We start from the raw sequence: 18,633 nt of genomic DNA, 5'->3' as shown, positions 1-18,633 counted from the left end.
GAGGACGCACATGACGACAGCAGCCGGAGACCCCGGCGCGGGCGCAGCCGCGGTCGCGCCCCTCACCCCGCCCGATGCCGCGTTGACGCTGGTGGCCCCCGAGGCGCCACCGGCCGTGACGACCACGCAGGCGCCCCGGATGGCGCCGCAGGTCCCCGAGTCCGCCCTGCCGGAGCTGGACGCCAAGGTCGACGGCTTCATGGCCGCGCTCAGCGCGACGGCCGTCAACAGCCCGGAGTTCGCGGCGCAGGCCGAGAGCGTCCGCACCATGGGCGACGGCGACATCCGCAAGGCCGCCGAGACGTCGAACCGCCTGCTCCAGCAGCCTGTCCGCGCCCTCCAGGAGGGCGGGATCAGCCAGGGCTCGGCCGTCGGCAAGACGCTGCTCGAGCTGCGGCGCACCGTCGAGGACCTCGACCCGAGCCAGGCGACCGGTGCCCGGCGCTGGCTGGACATGCTGCCGTTCACCGACAAGGTCACCGACTACTTCCGCAAGTACCAGTCCGCGCAGAGCCAGCTCAACGGGATCCTGCACAGCCTGCGCAGCGGCCAGGACGAGCTGACCAAGGACAACGTCGCCCTCAACCTGGAGAAGACCAACCTCTGGGCGTCGATGGGCCGGCTCAACCAGTACGTCTACGTCGCCGAGCGGCTCGACACGAAGCTCGCGGCCAAGATCGCCGAGCTCGAGCTCACCGACCCGGAGGCCGCGAAGTCGCTGTCGCAGGACGTGCTCTTCTACGTGCGCCAGAAGCACCAGGACCTGCTCACCCAGCTCGCGGTCTCGATCCAGTCCTACCTGGCGATCGACATCATCATCAAGAACAACATCGAGCTCATCAAGGGCGTCGACCGCGCCTCGACGACGACCATCTCCGCGCTGCGGACCGCCGTCATCGTGGCGCAGGCGCTGGGCAACCAGGAGCTGGTCCTCGACCAGATCTCCGCGCTCAACACCACGACGTCCGGGATGATCCAGCGCACCTCCGAGATGCTCCGCGAGAACTCGGCGAACATCCAGCAGCAGGCGGCGTCCTCGAGCATCGGGATCGAGCAGCTGCAGGCGGCGTTCACCAACATCTACGCGACGATGGACTCCATCGACGAGTTCAAGCTCAAGGCGCTGGACTCGATGTCGGCGACGATCGGCGTGCTCGAGACCGAGGTCGAGAAGTCGAAGGCCTACCTCGACCGGGTCCAGGCCCACGACGCGCGCAACACCGGCGGGACCCTCGACCTCTCGACGTTGCCGACCACCTGACGTGGGCCTGAAGTCGTGGTTGGGACGGCTGCGCGGTGAGGACGAGGCGGCCGGTGCTGCCGTCCCGGCCCCACCGACCGAGCAGGACATCCTGGCTGCGCTCAACCGGGTCAACGCGATGCTCGTCGAGGGCAACGCGCCGCCGGTCGTCACCTCCCGGGTGCAGCGGATCGCCCGCACCATCAAGGACACGCTGCCCCAGCTGCGCAACCTCGGCGTCGGCACCATGGAGAGCTACTCGGTGATGGCGACCGCGACCGACTACCTCCCCGAGGCCGTCGGCGGCTACCTCCGGCTGCCGCGGGACTGGGCCGACACCCGCCCCGTCGACGGCTACAAGACCTCGCTGATGGTCCTCGTCGACCAGCTCGAGCTGCTCGCGACCACGATGGACAAGATCCTCGACGCCGCCAACCACGCCGACGCCCAGGCCCTGGTCGCGCACGGCATGTTCCTGCAGGCGAAGTTCGGCACGCCCGCCGGGCCCGACCTCACCCTGGGGCCGCCGTCATGACCGACGTGCTCTCGCTCGCCGCCGCCCTGGAGGCGCTGGACGCCGTCGCGGTCGCCGCCGACGTCGACCGCGGCGCCGCCCGCCTCGAGGGCGAGCGGCTCGCGGCCACCGTCGCCGAGCCGGCCCGCGGGGCGTACGTCGACTGGTCGGAGCAGACCGGTCACCCCACCTCGGCCGAGGCGTTCATGAACGCGGCCTCGCGCGGGCGCCGCTACCGCTCCGCACCCACGCCGACGATGAGCGCGCTCGCGCTGGCCGGCTCGTCCCACGCGCCGGCGTACGCCCGCGCGCTCGCCGACGTCGCGCTGGCCGCGACCGGCCTGGGGGAGGAGAACCCGCGCACCGTCGGCAACGCCGCCACCGCCGGCGCCGCCCAGCTCGGCGAGGCGGCGCCGCCCGCCGTGCCGCCGGGGCCCGCGGGGCCGGGCGCCGACCCCTTCTCCGGCGCGCCGGTGCCGGTCGGTGCCACCCCGACCCAGGCCGCCCCGCCGTCGGACGGCGCTCCCGCGGCCGCCGCCGAGCCCGAGCCCGCGCCGAAGACCGTCGAGGAGCTGCTCGCGGAGCTCGACGAGCTGGTCGGCCTGGCCGCGGTGAAGGCCGAGATCCACCGTCAGGCCGCGGTCCTGCGCGTCGAGGGGCTGCGCGCCGACGCGGGGCTGAAGTCGCCGACCATCACCCGGCACATGATCTTCAACGGCAACCCGGGCACCGGCAAGACCACCGTCGCCCGGCTGGTCGCCGGCATCTACCGGGCCCTCGGCCTGCTCTCGAAGGGCCAGCTGGTCGAGGTCGATCGCTCCGAGCTGGTGGCCGGCTACCTCGGCCAGACCGCGATGAAGACCGCGGACGTCGTGAAGTCCGCCGTCGGTGGCGTCCTGTTCATCGACGAGGCCTACTCGCTCGCCGGCGACCAGTACGGCACCGAGGCGATCGACACCCTGGTCAAGGAGATGGAGGACCGGCGCGACGACCTCGTCGTCATCGTCGCGGGGTACCCGCTCCCGATGGCGGTCTTCATCGCGCAGAACCCCGGGCTCGAGAGCCGGTTCCGCACCACCATCGACTTCGCCGACTACACCGACGACGAGCTCGCCGCGATCTTCGAGGTGATGGCGAAGGACGCGGAGTACGACGTCGACGACACGGTGCTCGCCCGGCTGCGTGAAATCCTCGGAACCGTGACCCGCGGCCCGACCTTCGGCAATGCTCGCTACGTGCGCAACCTGCTCGAGGCAGCGATCGGCCGCCAGGCCTGGCGGCTGCGCGACGTGAAGACCCCGACCGTGGAGCAGCTGCGGGCGATCCTCGCCGAGGACCTCGAGCCCGTGGAGCCCGAGCCGGCCGACGACCCGCCCGTCGACGCCACGCCGGTCGACGCGCTGCGGGTCGACGCCCCGCCTGTCGAGCCCGAGCCCACGCCCGAGCCGACGCCCGAGCCGACGGAGGTGCAGGCGCCGTGACGACGAAGGCACCGCGGAAGACCACGAGGAAGCCCCGGAAGCGGGCGGCGACGCCGCCGACACCCGCAGCCGCCGCAGCCGCTCCGGCCGCCGGTCCGGCGGTCCCGGCCGCCGGCGCGCCGGGCGCGCCGGCGAGCACCGAGGACGTGCCGCGGCTCCTCAACCGCTGGCAGGTCGTGGCCGTGCTGGCGTGCCTGCTGTTCGCCGCGCTGACCGCCGGCCTCCAGGTGATGTCCTGGCACGCCAACCGGGCCGCGGCCGACAACACCGAGCAGCTGGTGCGGGTGCAGAACATCCAGTCCACGCTGTTCCGCGCGGACGCGCTCGCCACGACGGCGTTCCTCACCGGTGGCCTCGAGCCGCCCGAGCAGCGGGCGGCGTACGACGACGCGATCGAGTCGATCACCCGCCAGATCGCCGACGCCGCGGAGGCCCAGCCGGCCGACCGCGAGGCGCTCGCCGACCTCAACGCCGCCGTCACCGACTACAACGCCACGATCGCGCAGGCCCGGGCCAACAACCGCCAGGGCTTCCCGGTCGGTGCGGAGTACCTGCGGACCGCGTCCACCGGACTGCGCGACACCACCGTCCAGGGCTCGGCGATCCCGATCGCGAAGGCGCTGGTCGCGGCGAACGCCGACCGGGCGGAGTCCGAGCTCGGCGCCCAGCACCCCTTCCTCGTCCTGCTGCCCGGCCTGGTCGCCCTCGGGCTGCTGTGGTGGGTCAACCACCAGCTCGCACGGCGGTTCCGGCGGCGGATCAACGTCGGGGTCGCCCTCGCCGCGCTCACCGTCGCCGTCCTGACGCTCGTCGCCTTCGCGGTCGCCGCCGTCCAGTCCAGCCACAACAGCGACCTGCGGGCGGGCAGCTACGACACGTCGTACCGCGAGTCGACCGCACGGACCGCGGGCAACGACGCCAAGGCGAACGAGAGCCTGCGGCTGATCTCCCGCGGGTCGGGGCAGGTCTACGAGGACCGGTGGGAGGTCGCGTCGCAGGTCGTGCAGGACAACGCGTCCGACGAGACCGCGTCGCTCTGGGACGACTACGTCTCGGTCCACCAGCAGGTCGTCGACCTCGACAACGGCGGGACCTACGAGAGGGCCGTGGCGCTCGCGACCACCACCGACAGCAGCGGATCGACGGCGGCGCTCGACGCCTTCGACAGCCGCTCGAAGGAGATCGTCAGCGAGTCCGGCGCCCAGACGACCGACGCGCTGCGGAGCGGCAACACCGGCATCCTGGTGCTCGCCGTCATCACGCTGCTGCTCGGCATCGCCGCCGCCGGCCTCGCCGTGTGGGGCATCGCCCAACGCCGCAGGGAGTACGCATGAGCACCGCACGTCGAGGGACGCTCCTCGCGATCGTCGCCGCGCTGGTCCTCGCGGTGCTGGCCGGCTGCGGCTACTCGGCCACGCCGGTCCCGGAGGCCGTCCCGGCGACACCGGCCTCCGCCGCCCCGGCCGCGCCGTGCGACAACACCGGCGCCACGAGGTCCTACGAGCCGCTGCCGGGAGGAGTGCCCGCGCCCGGCGACCTCCCGTCCGGCTCGACGATGGCGAAGATCCGCGACCGCGGCTACCTCATCGCCGGGGTCTCCGGCGACAGCTACCTGCTCGCCTCCCGCAACCCGTTCACCGGCAAGGTCGAGGGCTTCGACATCGACATGGTCGACCAGGTCGCCGCCGCCATCTTCGGCACGGCCGAGGGCCACGTCCAGCTGCGCGTCATCTCGGCGGCCGACCGGATCCCGCTTCTGCAGTCCGGCGACATCGACATCGTGGCGCGCAACATGACGATCAACTGCTCGCGGTGGGACCAGATCGCGTTCTCGGCCGAGTACTTCCACGCCGGGCAGAAGGTGCTGGTCGCGAAGGACTCGGGCATCACCCGCGTCGAGGACCTCGCCGGCAAGCGGGTCTGCGCCCCCGCCGGCACCACGAGCCTCGACAACATCCAGCAGATCGCACCGGACGCGATCCCGGTCGCTGCCGTCAACCACACCGGCTGCCTGCTGAAGTTCCAGAACGGCGAGGCCGACGCCATCACCGGCGACGACACCGTGCTCGCCGGCCTGGTCGCCCAGGACCCGTACGCCGAGGTGCTGGCCGGCAAGGCGCTCACCGACGAGCCCTACGGGATCGGCGTCAACGCCGACAACGTCGACCTGGTGCGCTACATCAACGCCGTCCTCGAGCGGATGCACGACGACGGGTCGTGGGACGCGTCGTACCAGAAGTGGCTCCGGCCGTCCCTGCACGTGCCGGCCACCCAGCCGACCCCGGTCTACGGGCGATGACCGCCGCTCCGACCCCGCCGGGCGCGATCGGCACCGCGCCCGAGCCGGCCGACCTCCAGACCTACCTCGGCGCGCTCGACGACTGGGTGCGAGGCCGCCGGACCGAGCTCGACGAGCTCGACGCCGCCGCGCTCTCCGCGCAGCGCGGCGGCGACGTCGCGGCCGACATGGCGCTCTCGCTCGCGCTCTGGAAGGCGGTCGCGGACCGCTGGCAGCTGATGTGGGCGACCTGGGACGGCGGCCGCGTCGGCGTCGAGGAGCGCACCCGGATCGCCACCTTGATCTGGGGCCGCCTCGACAGCACCTCCGGTGCCCCGTCGGTCTCGCTGCCCGAGGCCTGCCGGCTCTCCGACGCCCTGGCCGGACAGCTGCGCGCCACGCTCGCGCTCACCCCGGGCGCTGATGCGGCGGCGGGCCGCATCAAGGAGCTGCGCGCGCAGCTCGAGCGGATCCGCGACCAGGTCGGCCTCGAGCCCGCGCTCTCGCGCACCGCCGCGGTCGACCGGCTCGCCGGCCTGATGCAACGTCTCGACGACGTCACCGAGCGCGCCCGGCGCGGCGCGGACGTGGGCGGCCTGCTCGGGCCGCTGGAGAGCGACGCCTCGACGATGGAGCGCGACCTGATCGTCGGCAACGCCCGCCGCCGCGAGGCCCGCGACCAGCTGCGCACCGTGCGCGAGCTGCGCACCGACCTGACCGCCCGCGCCCAGGCGCTGCGTCGGCTCCAGGACATCTGCGTGCGGACCGTCGACCCGGCGCCGCGCTATGCGGTCCCCGACGTCGACGCCCTCGGCCCCGTCCCCAACACCCCCGAGGCCCTCGACCCCTACCTGCACCGGCTGCACCGGGTCTCCGAGGCGCTCACGCTCGCCCAGCGCTCGTACGCCGACGCGCTGGCCGAGCGCACGCAGCTCGCCGACCTCCTCGACGCCTACGTTGCGAAAGCCCGCGCGCTGGGCGTCGCCGGCCGGCCCGACCTGCAGGACAGCGAGCGGCAGGCCCGCGAGGTGCTCGGCCGCGAGCCTGCCCCGATGCCGGTCTGCCGCCAGCTGGTCGGCACCTACCAGGCCTGGCTCACCCAGCTCGCGGCTGCCGGCCCCGCCGGCGGCCCGTCGGCGGCCGCCCCGTCCAAGGAGTCCGCATGAAGTGCACCCAGCCCGGCTGCAGCGGCACGATCACCGACGGCTACTGCGACGTCTGCGGGATGGCCGCGGCGACCACGCCCGCGACCGGGGCCGCATCCTCCGGGGCCGCACCGTCCGGGGCCGCCGCGAGCGCCGCCGCAGCCTTCGTCGCCGCCGACGGCGCACCCTGCGCGCAGCCGGCCTGCACCGGCACCATCCTCGACGGCTACTGCGACGTGTGCGGGTCCCCGGCAGCGGCCCCGGCCGCCGCGGTGACCCCGGGGCCTGCTCCCGGCACCGCGACCGAGGTGTCCGTGGCGACCTCGTCCAGCCGCGTCGGCTCGGCGGCCATCGGTTCGCGGCTCGCGCAGACCAGCGGCACGACCTCCACGCGGCGTACCCGGACCGGCTCGCAAAGGGTGCGCGCGGCGCGGCTCGGCGCCGGCCTGACCGTCGTCCCGCCCGCGCCGGCCGTCGACGCGAGCAAGGCGATCAACCCCGACCCGCAGGTCCCCGAGGACAAGCGGACCTGCTCGAAGTGCGGCAACGCCGTCGGCCGCAGCATCGACGGCCACCCCGGCCGCACCGAGGGCTTCTGCCCCCAGTGCGGGCAGGAGTTCTCGTTCTCGCCCAAGCTGCAGCCCGGCGACCTGGTGGCCGGCCAGTACGAGGTGGCCGGCGCGCTCGCCCACGGCGGCCTCGGGTGGATCTACCTCGCGCGGGACCGCAACGTCTCGGACCGCTGGGTGGTGCTCAAGGGCCTGCTCAACTCCGGCGACCCCGACGCGCTCACCGCGGCCATCGCGGAACGGCAGTTCCTCGCCCAGGTCGAGCACCCGCTGATCGTCGAGATCTACAACTTCGTCACGCACGAGGGTGCGGGCTACATCGTGATGGAGTACGTCGGCGGCAAGTCGCTCAAGCAGATCCTCAAGGAGCGGATGCGCGCCAACAACGGCGCCTACGACCCGCTGCCGGTGGACCAGGCGCTGGCGTTCCTGCTCGAGGTGCTGCCGGCGTTCCAGTACCTCCACGACCTCGGGCTCGTCTACTGCGACTTCAAGCCCGACAACCTGATCCAGGTCGGCGACGCGGTCAAGCTCATCGACCTCGGCGGCGTGCGCCGCATCGACGACCAGGACTCCGCGATCTACGGCACGGTCGGCTACCAGGCTCCCGAGGTCGCCGAGGTGGGGCCGAGCGTCGCCAGCGACATCTACACGATCGGCCGCACGCTGGTCGTGCTGTGCATGGAGTTCCGCGGCTACCAGGACGCCTACCTGCACACGCTGCCGCCGCCGGAGTCGACGCCGCTGTTCGCGCAGCACGACTCGCTCTACCACCTGATCGCCAAGTGCTGCGCGCCCGACCCGGCCGACCGGTTCGCCTCGGCCGACGAGCTGCGCGGCCAGCTGCTCGGCGTGCTGCGCGAGGTGGTCGCCGACCGCACGACGGGCACCGCGCTCACGTCGGCGGCCTCGGTGCTCTTCGAGCCGCCGGCCGCCTCCGCGTCGGTCGTCGGCTGGTCCGACCTGCCGGCGCTGCGCCCGGACACCACCGACGCCCAGCACGCCTGGCTGAGCAGCGTCGGGACCGACGACCCCGCCCAGCGGCTCCAGGACCTGGAGGCCGCGCCCGAGGCGAGCGCCGAGGTGCTGCTCGCCCGGGCCCACGCGGCCCTCGAGCTCTCCGACGCCGCTCGCGCCGAGGGGTACGCCGCCCAGCTCCTCGCCGACGACCCCTGGGACTGGCGCGCGCTGTGGATCGACGGGCTCGCGGCGATGCAGAAGCAGGACTGGGCCTCGGCGCAGTCCGCGTTCAACGCGGTCTACCAGCAGGTGCCCGGCGAGCTCGCCCCCAAGCTGGCGCTGGCCGTGGCCTGCGAGCGCGGCGGCCTGCCCGACGTGGCCGAGGGCCTCTACAGCACCTGCGCGGCCACGGACGCGACGTACGTCCCGCCCGCGGCCTTCGGCCTCTCCCGGGTGCGCGCCCACCGCGGTGACACGGCTGGCGCGGTCGCGGCGCTCGACAAGGTGCCGTCGACCAGCCGCGGCTACCCCGAGAGCCGACAGCTGCGGGCCGAGGTCCTCCTCGCCGGCGGCAGCAGCGACCTCGCGGTCCTCGACCAGGCGATGCGCAGCATCGAGTCGGTGCAGATGGACGGCGGGGCCCGGCAGCGCTACACGGTGCGGATCCTCGGTCACGCGCTCGAGGTCGTGACGGCCGGGCCGGCGCAGGGGCGCTCGGTGCCGACCGTCGGCAGCGTCCCGGCGACCGAGCCGGGCATCCGGGACGGGCTCGAGAAGGCGTACCGGGCGCTGGCCCGCGAGGCCCCGCTGCTCGAGGACCGGATCGTGCTGGTCAACCAGGCCAACGCCGTCCGCAGCTGGACGCTGACATGAGCGAGACCACCGCCCCGACCATCACCTGCCCCTCGTGCGGCGCGCCGGCCGCGGCAGGGGCGCGTTTCTGCGAGGGCTGCGGGAAGCCGTTCGCCGCCGACGGGTCGACCCCGCCCCCGCCGCCCGCGGCTCCCGCGGGGTCCTCGCCGGCCGACGACCTCGGCAGCGGACCGATCAGCGCGCCGACCCACCGCAAGGTGACCGACCCGCCGGTCGACGCGGCCGCTGCGGCGCCCCGGCGGTGCCTGGCCTGCCAGGGCACCGTCGGTCCGGACGGCTACTGCGAGACGTGCGGCACCAAGGCACCGAGCGAGCGCGACCACTTCGAGGAGACGCCCGCCTCCTGGGTCGCCGGCGTCTGCGACCGGGGCCTGGTCCACTCGCGCAACGAGGACGCGATGGCGCTGGTCGCCTCGGAGACCGCGGGGGAGCGGGCCGTCCTCGTCGTGCTCGACGGAGTCTCCAACTCGACCGACTCCGACGTCGCGTCCCTGGCCGGCGCGAAGGCGGCCCGGGAGGTGCTGCGCTCACCGTTCCCGCAGGGGATGGGCACACCGGCGAGCCGGGCCGGGGCGATCGCTGCGGTGCTGGCCGACGCCGCCAAGGCCGCGAACGACGCGGTCGTCGCGGTCACGGACCCGGCGTCGACCAACCCGGCCTCGGCCACCTTCGCCGTCGCCGTGCTCGAGGGAGACCTGCTGGCCTACGCCAACATCGGCGACTCCCGGGTCTACTGGCTGCCCGACGGCGGCCCCGCTGTCCAGCTCACCGTCGACGACTCGGCGGCCGAGCAGCAGATCGAGGCCGGCGTACCGCGGGCGGTCGCGGAGACCTCGCCGCAGGCCCACGCGATCACCAAGTGGCTTGGGCGCGACGCGCCCGACATCGCGCCGCGGGTCGGCCAGCAGAGCGTCGTTGGGCCCGGGTGGCTGCTCGCCTGCTCCGACGGCCTGTGGAACTACGCCTCCGAGCCGGACGCCGTCGCCGCCCAGGTCGCGGCCGCGCAGACCGCCGAGCCGCTCGCCCTCGCCCGCGCCCTGGTCGCCTTCGCGAACGCCCAGGGCGGCCGGGACAACATCACCGCGGCGCTCGCCCGGGTGGGCGGTCGGGCGACCGGGGCCGCACCCGGGGCCGCCCCGGCAGGGCAGAATGCACCCGGACCCACCGCACCTGGACCCACCGCACCTGGACCCACCGCACCCGGACCCGCGCAACAGGAGAACGCCTGATGGCTGAGTTCACCGCGACCGTCTACCAGAACGAGTTCCTCCCGGACGGGGGGACCGACGTCAACGCGATCGTCACCGTGACCTGCACCGGTGCCGGCACCGCCGGTCAGACGGGGGCGGGCGCGGCGGGCGAGATCATCATCGTCGACACGTCCGGCTCGATGGGCCGCGAGACGATGCAGGCCGCCCGGGCCGCCGCCCAGGCGGCGCTGGCCGAGATCGTGGACGGGACCTGGTTCGCCGTCATCTCCGGCTCCGACCACGCCGAGCTCGCCTTCCCGCACGTGACCTCCGGGCCCGGCATGGTCCCGATGGACTCCCGGGTCCGGGAGCAGGCCAGCGCCGCGATCGAGCAGTTCCGGGCCGGGGGCGGGACGGCGATCAGCACCTGGCTCGACCTCGCCGGCACCCTCTTCTCCTCGGTGCCGCAGGTGACCCAGCGGCACGCGATCTTGCTGACCGACGGCGAGGACCGAGAGGGGCCCGGGTTCCTCGAAGCCGCCCTCGGTCGCGCCACCGGCTACTTCCAGTGCGACTGCCGCGGTGCGGGCACCGACTGGCGGGTCGAGGAGCTGCGCCAGATCGCCCAGGCGCTGCTCGGGACCGTCGACATCATCCCGGAGCCGTCGATGATGCAGGCCCAGTTCCAGGAGATGATGCGCGCGTCGATGGCCCGGGGCGTCGCCGACGCCCAGCTGCGGGTGTGGACCCCCCAGGGCGCCCAGATCCTCTTCGTGCGCCAGGTCTCGCCCACCGTCGAGGACCTCACCGCCCGGCGGGTCGAGATCAACCCGCTCACCGGCGGGTACCCGACCGGGGCCTGGTCGGACGAGTCCCGCGACTACCACGTCGCCGTGCGCGTGGCCGCCAAGGCGATCGGCCAGGAGCAGCTCGCCGCCCGCGTGCAGCTCGCGATCGGCGACGAGGTCGTCACCCAGGGACTGGTCAAGGCGACCTGGTCCGGCGACTCCGAGCTGACCGCCCGCATCGACCAGCAGGTCGCGCACTACACCGGACAGACCGAGCTCGCCGCGATGATCCAGGAGGGGCTCGCCGCCAAGGCGGCCGGTGACGAGGCCACCGCCACGACCAAGCTCGGCCGGGCCGTCCAGCTCGCGGCCGAGACCGGCAACGACGAGGCGACGTCCAAGCTGCGGAAGGTGGTCGAGATCGACGACGAGAAGGAAGGCACCGTGCGGCTCAAGGCGGCGGTCGCCAAGGCGGACGAGATGGCACTCGACACCGCCTCGACCAAGACCACCCGGATCAAGAAGTGAGCACCTGCCCGGCCGGTCACGAGACCACGGCCACCGACTACTGCGACGTCTGCGGCCTCGCGCTGGGCGACGCCCCGGCCGATGCGGCCGCCCCGGCGGACGCGGCGGCCCCGGACGCGTCGGCACCCTCCGGGACCGCGAGCGGCACCTGCCCGAACTGCTCGGCGACCAACCCCGCGAACGCGCTCTTCTGCGAGGCGTGCGGCTACGACTTCACCACCGGCACGCTGCCCCGGCCGCTCACGCCGCCGCCGGCCGCGACTCCCGAGCCGGCTGCCGACGCCCCTGCCGCCGTACCGGCGGACGCCGCGGCTGCTCCGGCCGCGGCGGGCGCGAACCCGTCCCCGCCGCTGACCGAGCCGTGGGTGGCGGAGGTCTGGATCGACCCGGACTGGTACGCCGACCAGGAGTCGACCGACCCGCTGCCCTCACCCGGGCTGCCGCGGGTGGTCGCGCTCAAGAACACCTCGGTGCTCATCGGCCGGGCCTCGCGCAGCCGCAACATCACCCCCGACATCGACCTGTCCTCGGACAACGGGATCAGCCGGCGGCACGCGCAGCTCACCACCGACGGCACCCGCTGGTGGGTCGAGGACCTCGGGTCGTCCAACGGCACCTACGTCGGCGGCAACGTCGGCGCGCTGCCGAAGACCCCGATCCCGCCGGGTCAGAAGCAGGAGATCTCCGAGGACGACCGGATCTACCTCGGCGCCTGGACCCGCATCGTCGTGCGCCGCGCCGCCGAGGGCGAGGTCTGAGCGGGCGTCAGCGCTTGGTCGCGATGAGCGCCGACGCGTCCGGGGCGACCATCACCTCGACCGCGGTGAACCGCTCGTCGACCAGCCACTGCTCGCGCAGGGAGTCGACCCGGCCGTAGGCGATCGGCGGCCACACCTCGCACGGGGTGAAGTCGTCCAGCACGACGATCCCGCCCTCCTCGACCAGGTCGGCGACCGAGTCGACGCCGACCTCGGTGGGCTCCCCGGAGTCGAGGAACAGCAGCGAGAACGGGCCCTTGTCGAGCAGCGTCGACCAGTCCGCCGAGAGCACCTCGACCTGCGGGTCGTCGACGAAGATCTCCGCGGCGGCGTCCGCGAGGCGGGCGTCGAGCTCGGCGGTCACGATCCGCGCGTCGCCGCGCACGCCCGAGCGCAGCCAGGCGGTCCCCACCCCGCAGCCGGTCCCGAACTCCGCCATCGTGCCCGCGCGGGTCGCGGCGAGGGTCGCGAGCAGGCGGCCGGTCTCGTTGCGGCAGAACGACACGTACCCGGCCTTGCGGGACACGTCGAACGCGCGCGCCACGATCTCGGGCAGCACGGGGGGAGCACTCATGCTGTGAGTCTTCCATTTCGGACAACCTGTCTCGTCAGGTGGACAGTCCGTGGAATGCCGTGGCCGGCGGCCGGATCCTCCCTTACCGTTGTCCCACCATGCGGAGCGTCTTCGTACTCATCGACTGCCGCGGCGGGGCCTGACAGAGAGGCCACCTCGCCGCGGTGTTCGGCGTTGACGGTCTCTCGGCACATCTGGATCGAAGATGTCCCCGCGGGATCGAGCGCCCAGCAGCACGGCGTGATCCGCATCCTCTGGTCTCTCCCTCGGACTCGTGCGACCCACGAGCCGATCGCTCTCTCCGGCGAAGGGCCATCTTCGTTCCAGGTGTACCGGGACCGCACGGGCACCACGAAGGATCCACTTCCCACAGAGAGAGACAGACCGATGTACGACATGTACCCCGACTGGGGTCCCGCCAGCCACCACCCCGACAACCCGCGCAGCCACGAGAACGTCCAGGCGGCGCTGCAGGCCTCGCTCGACCTGCGGGACAACGGCGGCCTGCGCCCCGACGACAACTAGCCTTCGGCCCATGACCTCCACGCAGACCGGCACCCCGGGGCCAGGCACCCTCACGCTCGCCGTCATCCCCGGCGACGGGATCGGTCAGGAGGTGACCGCGGAGGCCCTCAAGGTGCTCGAGGTCGCCTCGCCGGACGGCGTGAAGTTCGAGCAGACCCGCTACGACCTCGGCGCCGAGCGCTACCTCGCCACCGGCGAGGTGCTGCCCGACTCCGTGCTCGGTGAGATCCGCGAGCACGACGCCATCCTCCTCGGCGCGGTCGGCGGCAAGCCGAACGACCCGAACCTGCCGCCGGGCATCCTCGAGCGCGGGCTGCTGCTGCGGCTGCGCTTCGAGCTCGACCACTACGTGAACCTGCGGCCGTCCCGGATCTTCCCGGGCGTGGCCTCGCCCCTGGCCGACCCCGGGGACGTGGACTTCGTGGTGGTGCGTGAGGGCACCGAGGGTCCCTACACCGGCAACGGCGGCGCGCTGCGCGTCGGCACGCCGCACGAGGTCGCCACCGAGGTGTCGGTCAACACCGCGTTCGGGGTCGAGCGCGTCGTCCGCGACGCCTTCGCCCGCGCTCAGCGGCGGCCCCGCAAGAAGCTCACCCTGGTCCACAAGACCAACGTGCTCGTGAACGCCGGCTCCGTGTGGTGGCGGCTGTTCCGGTCGGTCGCCTCGGAGTACCCCGACGTGACGACCGACTACATGCACATCGACGCGGCGATGATCTTCATGACCACCGACCCCGCGCGCTTCGACGTGATCGTCACCGACAACCTCTTCGGCGACATCATCACCGACCTCGCCGCCGCCATCACCGGCGGCATCGGCCTGGCGGCCTCCGGCAACGTCAACCCCGACCGGACGGCCCCCTCCATGTTCGAGCCGGTGCACGGCTCGGCGCCCGACATCGCGGGCCAGCAGAAGGCCGACCCCACCGCCGCGATCCTGTCCACGTCGCTGCTGCTCGACCACCTCGGGCACCCCGACGCGGCGGCCGTGATCGAGGCGGCCGTCATCGACGACCTGGCCGCCCGGGAGCCGGGCACCACCCGCCGTACCTCCGAGGTCGGCGACGCGATCGCCGCTCGGGTAGCGGGCTAGGACCGCCCCTCTCCAGCGTCCTCCGGGAGAGCCGGGCACACCCTCGTGTGCCCGGCTCCCTCTCATTTGCCAGGAAGGCCTACTAAGTTGTCCGCCATGGAGATCAGCACCACCCGTTCGAGCGCCCCGGTCTCCGACGAGCGCCTCGACGAGATCCTCGCGAACCCGGGCTTCGGCCTGCACTTCGCCGACCACATGTTCACCGTCGAGTGGACGCCCGACGAGGGGTGGCACCACGCCCGGATCGAGCCCTACGGCCCGCTGGTGCTGGACCCGGCCACGGCCGTCCTGCACTACGCGCAGGAGACCTTCGAGGGGATGAAGGCCTACCGGCACGGCGACGGGTCGATCTGGTCGTTCCGGCCCGAGGAGAACGCCGCCCGCATGGTGCGCTCCAGCCACCGCCTCGCGTTCCCCGTGCTGGAGGTCCCCGACTTCCTGCAGGCCGTGGACGCGCTGGTCGAGGTCGACCAGCGGTGGGTGCCGGACCCGGCAGGGGAGAAGAGCCTCTACATCCGGCCGTTCATGATCGCGACCGAGAAGTTCCTCGGCGTGCGGCCGAGCCAGCACGTGACGTTCATGGTGATCACCAGCCCGGCCGGTTCCTACTTCAAGGGCGGCGTCAAGCCGGTCACGCTCTGGCTGACCGAGGAGTACACCCGCGCCGGCCGCGGCGGCATGGGCGCGGCGAAGACCGGCGGCAACTACGCCTCCTCGCTGGTCGCCCAGCAGGAGGCGATCGCGCAGGGCTGCGACCAGGTGGTCTTCCTCGACGGCCAGGAGGGCCGCTACGTCGAGGAGCTCGGCGGGATGAACATGTACTTCGTCCACGACGACGGGACCATCGTCACCCCCGCGACCGGCACCATCCTCGAGGGCATCACCCGCTCGAGCATCATGGAGCTCGCCGGCAAGCTCGGCCACCAGGTCGAGGAGCGCAAGTTCTCCATCGACGAGTGGCGCGACGGCGTCAGGAGCGGCCGGATCACCGAGATCTTCGCCTGCGGCACCGCTGCGGTGGTCACCCCGGTCGGGGAGCTGCGGTGGGAGGGCGGCTCGGCTCCCGCTCCCGCGAGCACCGACCTCACGATGCGGATCCGGCAGGCGCTCGTCGACATCCAGTACGGCCGCGCCGAGGACACCTTCGGCTGGATGCACCGGATCGTCTGACGGGCGTGCGCCTCAAGCCCGGTCGGCCGGACCTCGGGCGGTACGCCGACCGGTTCGACGTCCCCCTGGCCGACGGCTCCTGGGGCGTGACCTTCCTCGGCGTCGCGAGCCTGCTGCTCGACGACGGGGAGACCCGGGTGCTGACCGACGGCTTCTTCTCCCGGCCGTCGCTGGCGCGGGTGCTGCTCGGGAGGATCGCCCCGGACCCCGCGCGGATCGACGCCGCCCTCGCGCGGGTCGGCGTCGACCGGCTGGCCGCCGTCGTCCCGGTGCACACCCACTACGACCACGCGCTGGACTCCGCCGTCGTCGCCGACCGGACCGGTGCCGTGCTCGTGGGCGGCCAGTCCACGGCATACGTCGGCCGCGGGCACGGCCTGCCGGCCGACCGGATCCGCGTGGTGACGCCGGGCGAGCCGCTGGCGTTCGGCGCCTTCACGCTCACGCTCGTCGAGTCGCACCACTGCCCGCCCGACCGCTACCCCGGCGAGATCACGGCGCCCGTCGTACCTCCGGTGCGCGTCGGCGCCTACCGCTGCGGGGAGGCCTGGTCGATCCTGGTCGAGCACGCCGGCGGCGCGACCGCGCTGCTGCAGGGGAGCGCCGGGTACGTCGCCGGGTCGCTCGCCGGACGCCGCGCGGACGTCGCCTACCTCGGTGTCGGCCAGCTCGGGGTGCAGAGCGAGGACTACCTGCGCACCTACTGGGCCGAGACCGTCGAGGCCGTCGGCGCGAAGGTCGTCGTGCTGACCCACTGGGACGACTTCTTCCGCCCGCTGGACCGCCCGCTGCGGGCCCTGCCCTACCTCGGCGACGACCTCGACGTGACGGTGCGGGTGCTCGACGAGCTCGCCGCCGCGTCGGGGGTCAGCGTCCACCTGCCGACGGTGTGGCGGCGCGAGGACCCCTGGCGGCTCCTGCCGTAGTCGCCCGACCGGTGCGCCCGCCCCCTAGGCTGGCCGGACCGACCCACGGAGGAGAGCGCGATGGAGCTGCTGGAGCTGGACGAGACCCGCCGGATGAAGCGCGAGGAGGCCGCCGAGCGGCTGCGCGAGCTCGCCGACCAGCTGTCCCGCAACAACTCCGTCGAGTTCGCCCGCGACTCCGGTCGGGTCACGGTCCGCGTCCCCGACGAGGTCAACCTCAAGGTCGAGGTCGAGCTCGGCGACGAGAACGAGCTGGAGATCGAGCTCACCTGGTGAGCTCCGACCGTCAGGACAGGCCCAGAATCGTCCCGTCGTCGGCGAGGTCGATGCGGGTGGCCGCGGGGGAGCGGGGGAGCCCGGGCATCGTCATCAGGTCGCCACAGACCGCCACGACGAAGCCCGCGCCGGCGGCCAGCCGGACCTCGCGGACGTGCAGGTCGTGCCCGGTCGGCGCGCCGAGGAGCCTCTGGTCGGTCGAGAACGAGTACGGCGTCTTGGCGACGCACACCGGCAGCGACTCGTACCCGTCGCGGGTGATCCGGTCGAGCTGGCGCTTGGCCTTCGCGTCCCAGCTCACCTCGGCGGCGCCGTACACGCGGGTCGCGACGGCCTCGACCTTCGCGACCAGCGGCAGGTCGTCAGGGTAGGTGAAGGAGAACGTCCCCGGCCCGGGCTCGTCGAGGGTCTGCAGGACGGCCTTCGCGAGGTCCTGCGCGCCCGCGCCGCCGTCGGAGAAGTGCGTGGCCGGGCAGGCGCTGGCGCCGGCTGCCTCGACCAGCTCGACGACCTTCGCGACCTCGAGGTCGGTGTCGGTGGGGAACCGGTTGATCGCGACCACGCACGGGATGCCGTTGACCTCGCGCAGGTTGTCGAGGTGGCGGCGCAGGTTGGCCATCCCGGCCTCGACGGCGCCCAGGTCCTCGTGGTCCAGGTCGGCCACGGCGACGCCGCCGTGGTACTTCAGGGCGCGGACGGTGGCCACGACGACGGCCACGTCGGGCCGCAGGCTGGAGAGCCGACACTTGATGTCGACGAACTTCTCGGCGCCGAGGTCGGCTCCGAACCCGGCCTCGGTGACGACGACGTCGGCCAGCCGGAGGGCGGAGCGGGTCGCGACCACCGAGCTGCACCCGTGCGCGATGTTCGCGAAGGGTCCGCCGTGCACGAAGGCCGGGGCGCCCTCGAGGGTCTGCACCAGGTTCGGGGCGAGCGCGTCGCGGAGCAGGACGGCCATCGAGCCCGCTGCGTGCAGGTCGCCGGCGGTGACCGGCGTCCCCGCCCGGGAGTAGCCGATGACGATCGCGGCGAGGCGGCGCTTGAGGTCCGCCCAGGACTCGGTGAGGCAGAGGATCGCCATCAGCTCGGAGGCCACGACGATGTCGAAGCCGTCCTCGCGGGGGAACCCGTTGATCCGGCCGCCGAGCCCGACGACGGTCTCGCGGAGCGCGCGGTCGTTGGTGTCCAGCACCCGCTTCCAGGTCACGGTCCGGACGTCGATGTCGAGCTCGTTGCCGTGGTGGACGTGGTTGTCGACGAGGGCGGCCAGCAGGTTGTTCGCGGCGGTGAGCGCCGCGAAGTCGCCGGTGAAGTGCAGGTTGATGTCGGTCATCGGCACGACCTGGCTGTAGCCGCCGCCGGCGGCGCCGCCCTTCATCCCGAAGACCGGCCCCATCGAGGGCTCGCGCAGGCAGGCGACGACGCGGCGACCGAGCCCGTGCAGCGCGTCGGTCAGGCCGATCACCGTCGTGGTCTTGCCCTCCCCGGCGGGGGTCGGCGACATGGCGGTGACCAGCACCAGCCGCCCCGGCGGACGGTCGGCGAGGGACGCCAGGTAGCCCAGGTCCACCTTCGCCTTGTCGTGGCCGTAGGGCACCAGGTGCCGCTCCTCGATGTTGAGCGACTCGGCCGCCACCTCGCGGATCGGCCGCACGACGGCGGCGCTCGCGATCTCGATGTCCGACAGCACGGCCGGCTCCCTCCCTGCGGTCTCGCCTGCTCCCCGCGTTCGGCAGGCTACCGAG

Annotated in this window: 17 protein-coding genes; 15 read left to right on the top strand and 2 right to left on the bottom strand. The window is 73.3% G+C overall.

Translation table 11 applies throughout. The features are described from left to right. Positions 1-10: 10 nt before the first annotated feature. From ACILQ5_RS07975 to ACILQ5_RS07930, 10 genes are read left to right on the top strand one after another with little or no spacing between them, the layout of a single operon-like run. Positions 11-1,261, top strand: coding sequence for a toxic anion resistance protein (locus ACILQ5_RS07975; RefSeq protein WP_395657451.1), 1,251 nt, complete (start codon positions 11-13; stop codon positions 1,259-1,261). A 1-nt stretch (position 1,262) separates the two neighbouring features. Next, positions 1,263-1,775 (top strand): hypothetical protein, encoded by a 513-nt coding sequence (locus tag ACILQ5_RS07970; RefSeq protein WP_395657450.1) that lies wholly within the window; start codon positions 1,263-1,265, stop codon positions 1,773-1,775. After that, entirely contained in the window at positions 1,772-3,235 is a 1,464-nt protein-coding gene (locus tag ACILQ5_RS07965; protein WP_395657449.1) for an AAA family ATPase, read from the top strand. Before ACILQ5_RS07970 ends, ACILQ5_RS07965 begins: the two co-directional genes overlap by 4 nt. Continuing rightward, a complete protein-coding gene (locus ACILQ5_RS07960; protein WP_395657448.1) occupies positions 3,232-4,569 on the top strand; it encodes a hypothetical protein in 1,338 nt (445 codons plus the stop codon). Before ACILQ5_RS07965 ends, ACILQ5_RS07960 begins: the two co-directional genes overlap by 4 nt. Continuing rightward, complete coding sequence (locus ACILQ5_RS07955; RefSeq protein WP_395657447.1) at positions 4,566-5,534, top strand: glutamate ABC transporter substrate-binding protein; 969 nt, start codon at positions 4,566-4,568, stop codon at positions 5,532-5,534. Before ACILQ5_RS07960 ends, ACILQ5_RS07955 begins: the two co-directional genes overlap by 4 nt. Next, a complete protein-coding gene (locus tag ACILQ5_RS07950) occupies positions 5,531-6,679 on the top strand; it encodes a hypothetical protein (RefSeq protein WP_395657446.1) in 1,149 nt (382 codons plus the stop codon). Before ACILQ5_RS07955 ends, ACILQ5_RS07950 begins: the two co-directional genes overlap by 4 nt. Then, the gene (locus tag ACILQ5_RS07945) at positions 6,676-9,060 is read left to right on the top strand and encodes a tetratricopeptide repeat protein (protein WP_395657445.1); all 2,385 of its coding nucleotides are present in this window, start codon (positions 6,676-6,678) and stop codon (positions 9,058-9,060) included. The genes ACILQ5_RS07950 and ACILQ5_RS07945 overlap by 4 nt, the downstream gene beginning before the upstream one ends. Next, complete coding sequence (locus ACILQ5_RS07940; RefSeq protein ID WP_395657444.1) at positions 9,057-10,289, top strand: PP2C family serine/threonine-protein phosphatase; 1,233 nt, start codon at positions 9,057-9,059, stop codon at positions 10,287-10,289. The genes ACILQ5_RS07945 and ACILQ5_RS07940 overlap by 4 nt, the downstream gene beginning before the upstream one ends. Beyond that, positions 10,289-11,566: a VWA domain-containing protein gene (locus ACILQ5_RS07935; protein ID WP_395657443.1), complete on the top strand. Its 1,278-nt coding sequence runs from the start codon at positions 10,289-10,291 to the stop codon at positions 11,564-11,566. The genes ACILQ5_RS07940 and ACILQ5_RS07935 overlap by 1 nt, the downstream gene beginning before the upstream one ends. Further along, a complete protein-coding gene (locus tag ACILQ5_RS07930; protein ID WP_395657442.1) occupies positions 11,563-12,324 on the top strand; it encodes an FHA domain-containing protein in 762 nt (253 codons plus the stop codon). Before ACILQ5_RS07935 ends, ACILQ5_RS07930 begins: the two co-directional genes overlap by 4 nt. Before the next feature lie 7 nt (positions 12,325-12,331). On the opposite strand, the gene ACILQ5_RS07925 is transcribed toward ACILQ5_RS07930, so the two are convergent. Next, positions 12,332-12,898 carry an O-methyltransferase gene (locus ACILQ5_RS07925; RefSeq protein ID WP_395657441.1) on the bottom strand — a complete coding sequence of 189 codons (567 nt, stop codon included), beginning with the start codon at positions 12,896-12,898 and terminating at the stop codon, positions 12,332-12,334. A 387-nt stretch (positions 12,899-13,285) separates the two neighbouring features. Between ACILQ5_RS07925 and ACILQ5_RS07920 the strand changes: the two genes are divergently transcribed. From ACILQ5_RS07920 to ACILQ5_RS07900, 5 genes are all read left to right on the top strand, one after another. Then, entirely contained in the window at positions 13,286-13,423 is a 138-nt protein-coding gene (locus ACILQ5_RS07920) for a hypothetical protein (protein WP_395657440.1), read from the top strand. Positions 13,424-13,433: 10 nt separating this feature from the next. After that, positions 13,434-14,516 (top strand): 3-isopropylmalate dehydrogenase, encoded by a 1,083-nt coding sequence (locus ACILQ5_RS07915; RefSeq protein ID WP_395657439.1) that lies wholly within the window; start codon positions 13,434-13,436, stop codon positions 14,514-14,516. A 96-nt stretch (positions 14,517-14,612) separates the two neighbouring features. After that, positions 14,613-15,686 carry a branched-chain amino acid aminotransferase gene (locus ACILQ5_RS07910; protein WP_395657438.1) on the top strand — a complete coding sequence of 358 codons (1,074 nt, stop codon included), beginning with the start codon at positions 14,613-14,615 and terminating at the stop codon, positions 15,684-15,686. 5 nt (positions 15,687-15,691) lie between these two features. Then, a complete protein-coding gene (locus ACILQ5_RS07905) occupies positions 15,692-16,612 on the top strand; it encodes an MBL fold metallo-hydrolase (protein WP_395657437.1) in 921 nt (306 codons plus the stop codon). 60 nt (positions 16,613-16,672) lie between these two features. After that, positions 16,673-16,888: an amphi-Trp domain-containing protein gene (locus ACILQ5_RS07900; RefSeq protein WP_395657436.1), complete on the top strand. Its 216-nt coding sequence runs from the start codon at positions 16,673-16,675 to the stop codon at positions 16,886-16,888. A gap of 10 nt (positions 16,889-16,898) precedes the next feature. On the opposite strand, the gene ACILQ5_RS07895 is transcribed toward ACILQ5_RS07900, so the two are convergent. Beyond that, the gene (locus ACILQ5_RS07895) at positions 16,899-18,578 is read right to left on the bottom strand and encodes a formate--tetrahydrofolate ligase (RefSeq protein WP_395657435.1); all 1,680 of its coding nucleotides are present in this window, start codon (positions 18,576-18,578) and stop codon (positions 16,899-16,901) included. Between the last annotated feature and the right edge of the window lie 55 nt (positions 18,579-18,633).

It is taken from the genome of Nocardioides sp., assembly GCF_044226305.1.
Classification (GTDB): Bacteria; Actinomycetota; Actinomycetes; order Propionibacteriales; family Nocardioidaceae; genus Nocardioides.
The sequence above is the reverse complement of the archived record's forward strand: the minus strand, read 5'-3'. Positions and strand labels throughout refer to the sequence as shown.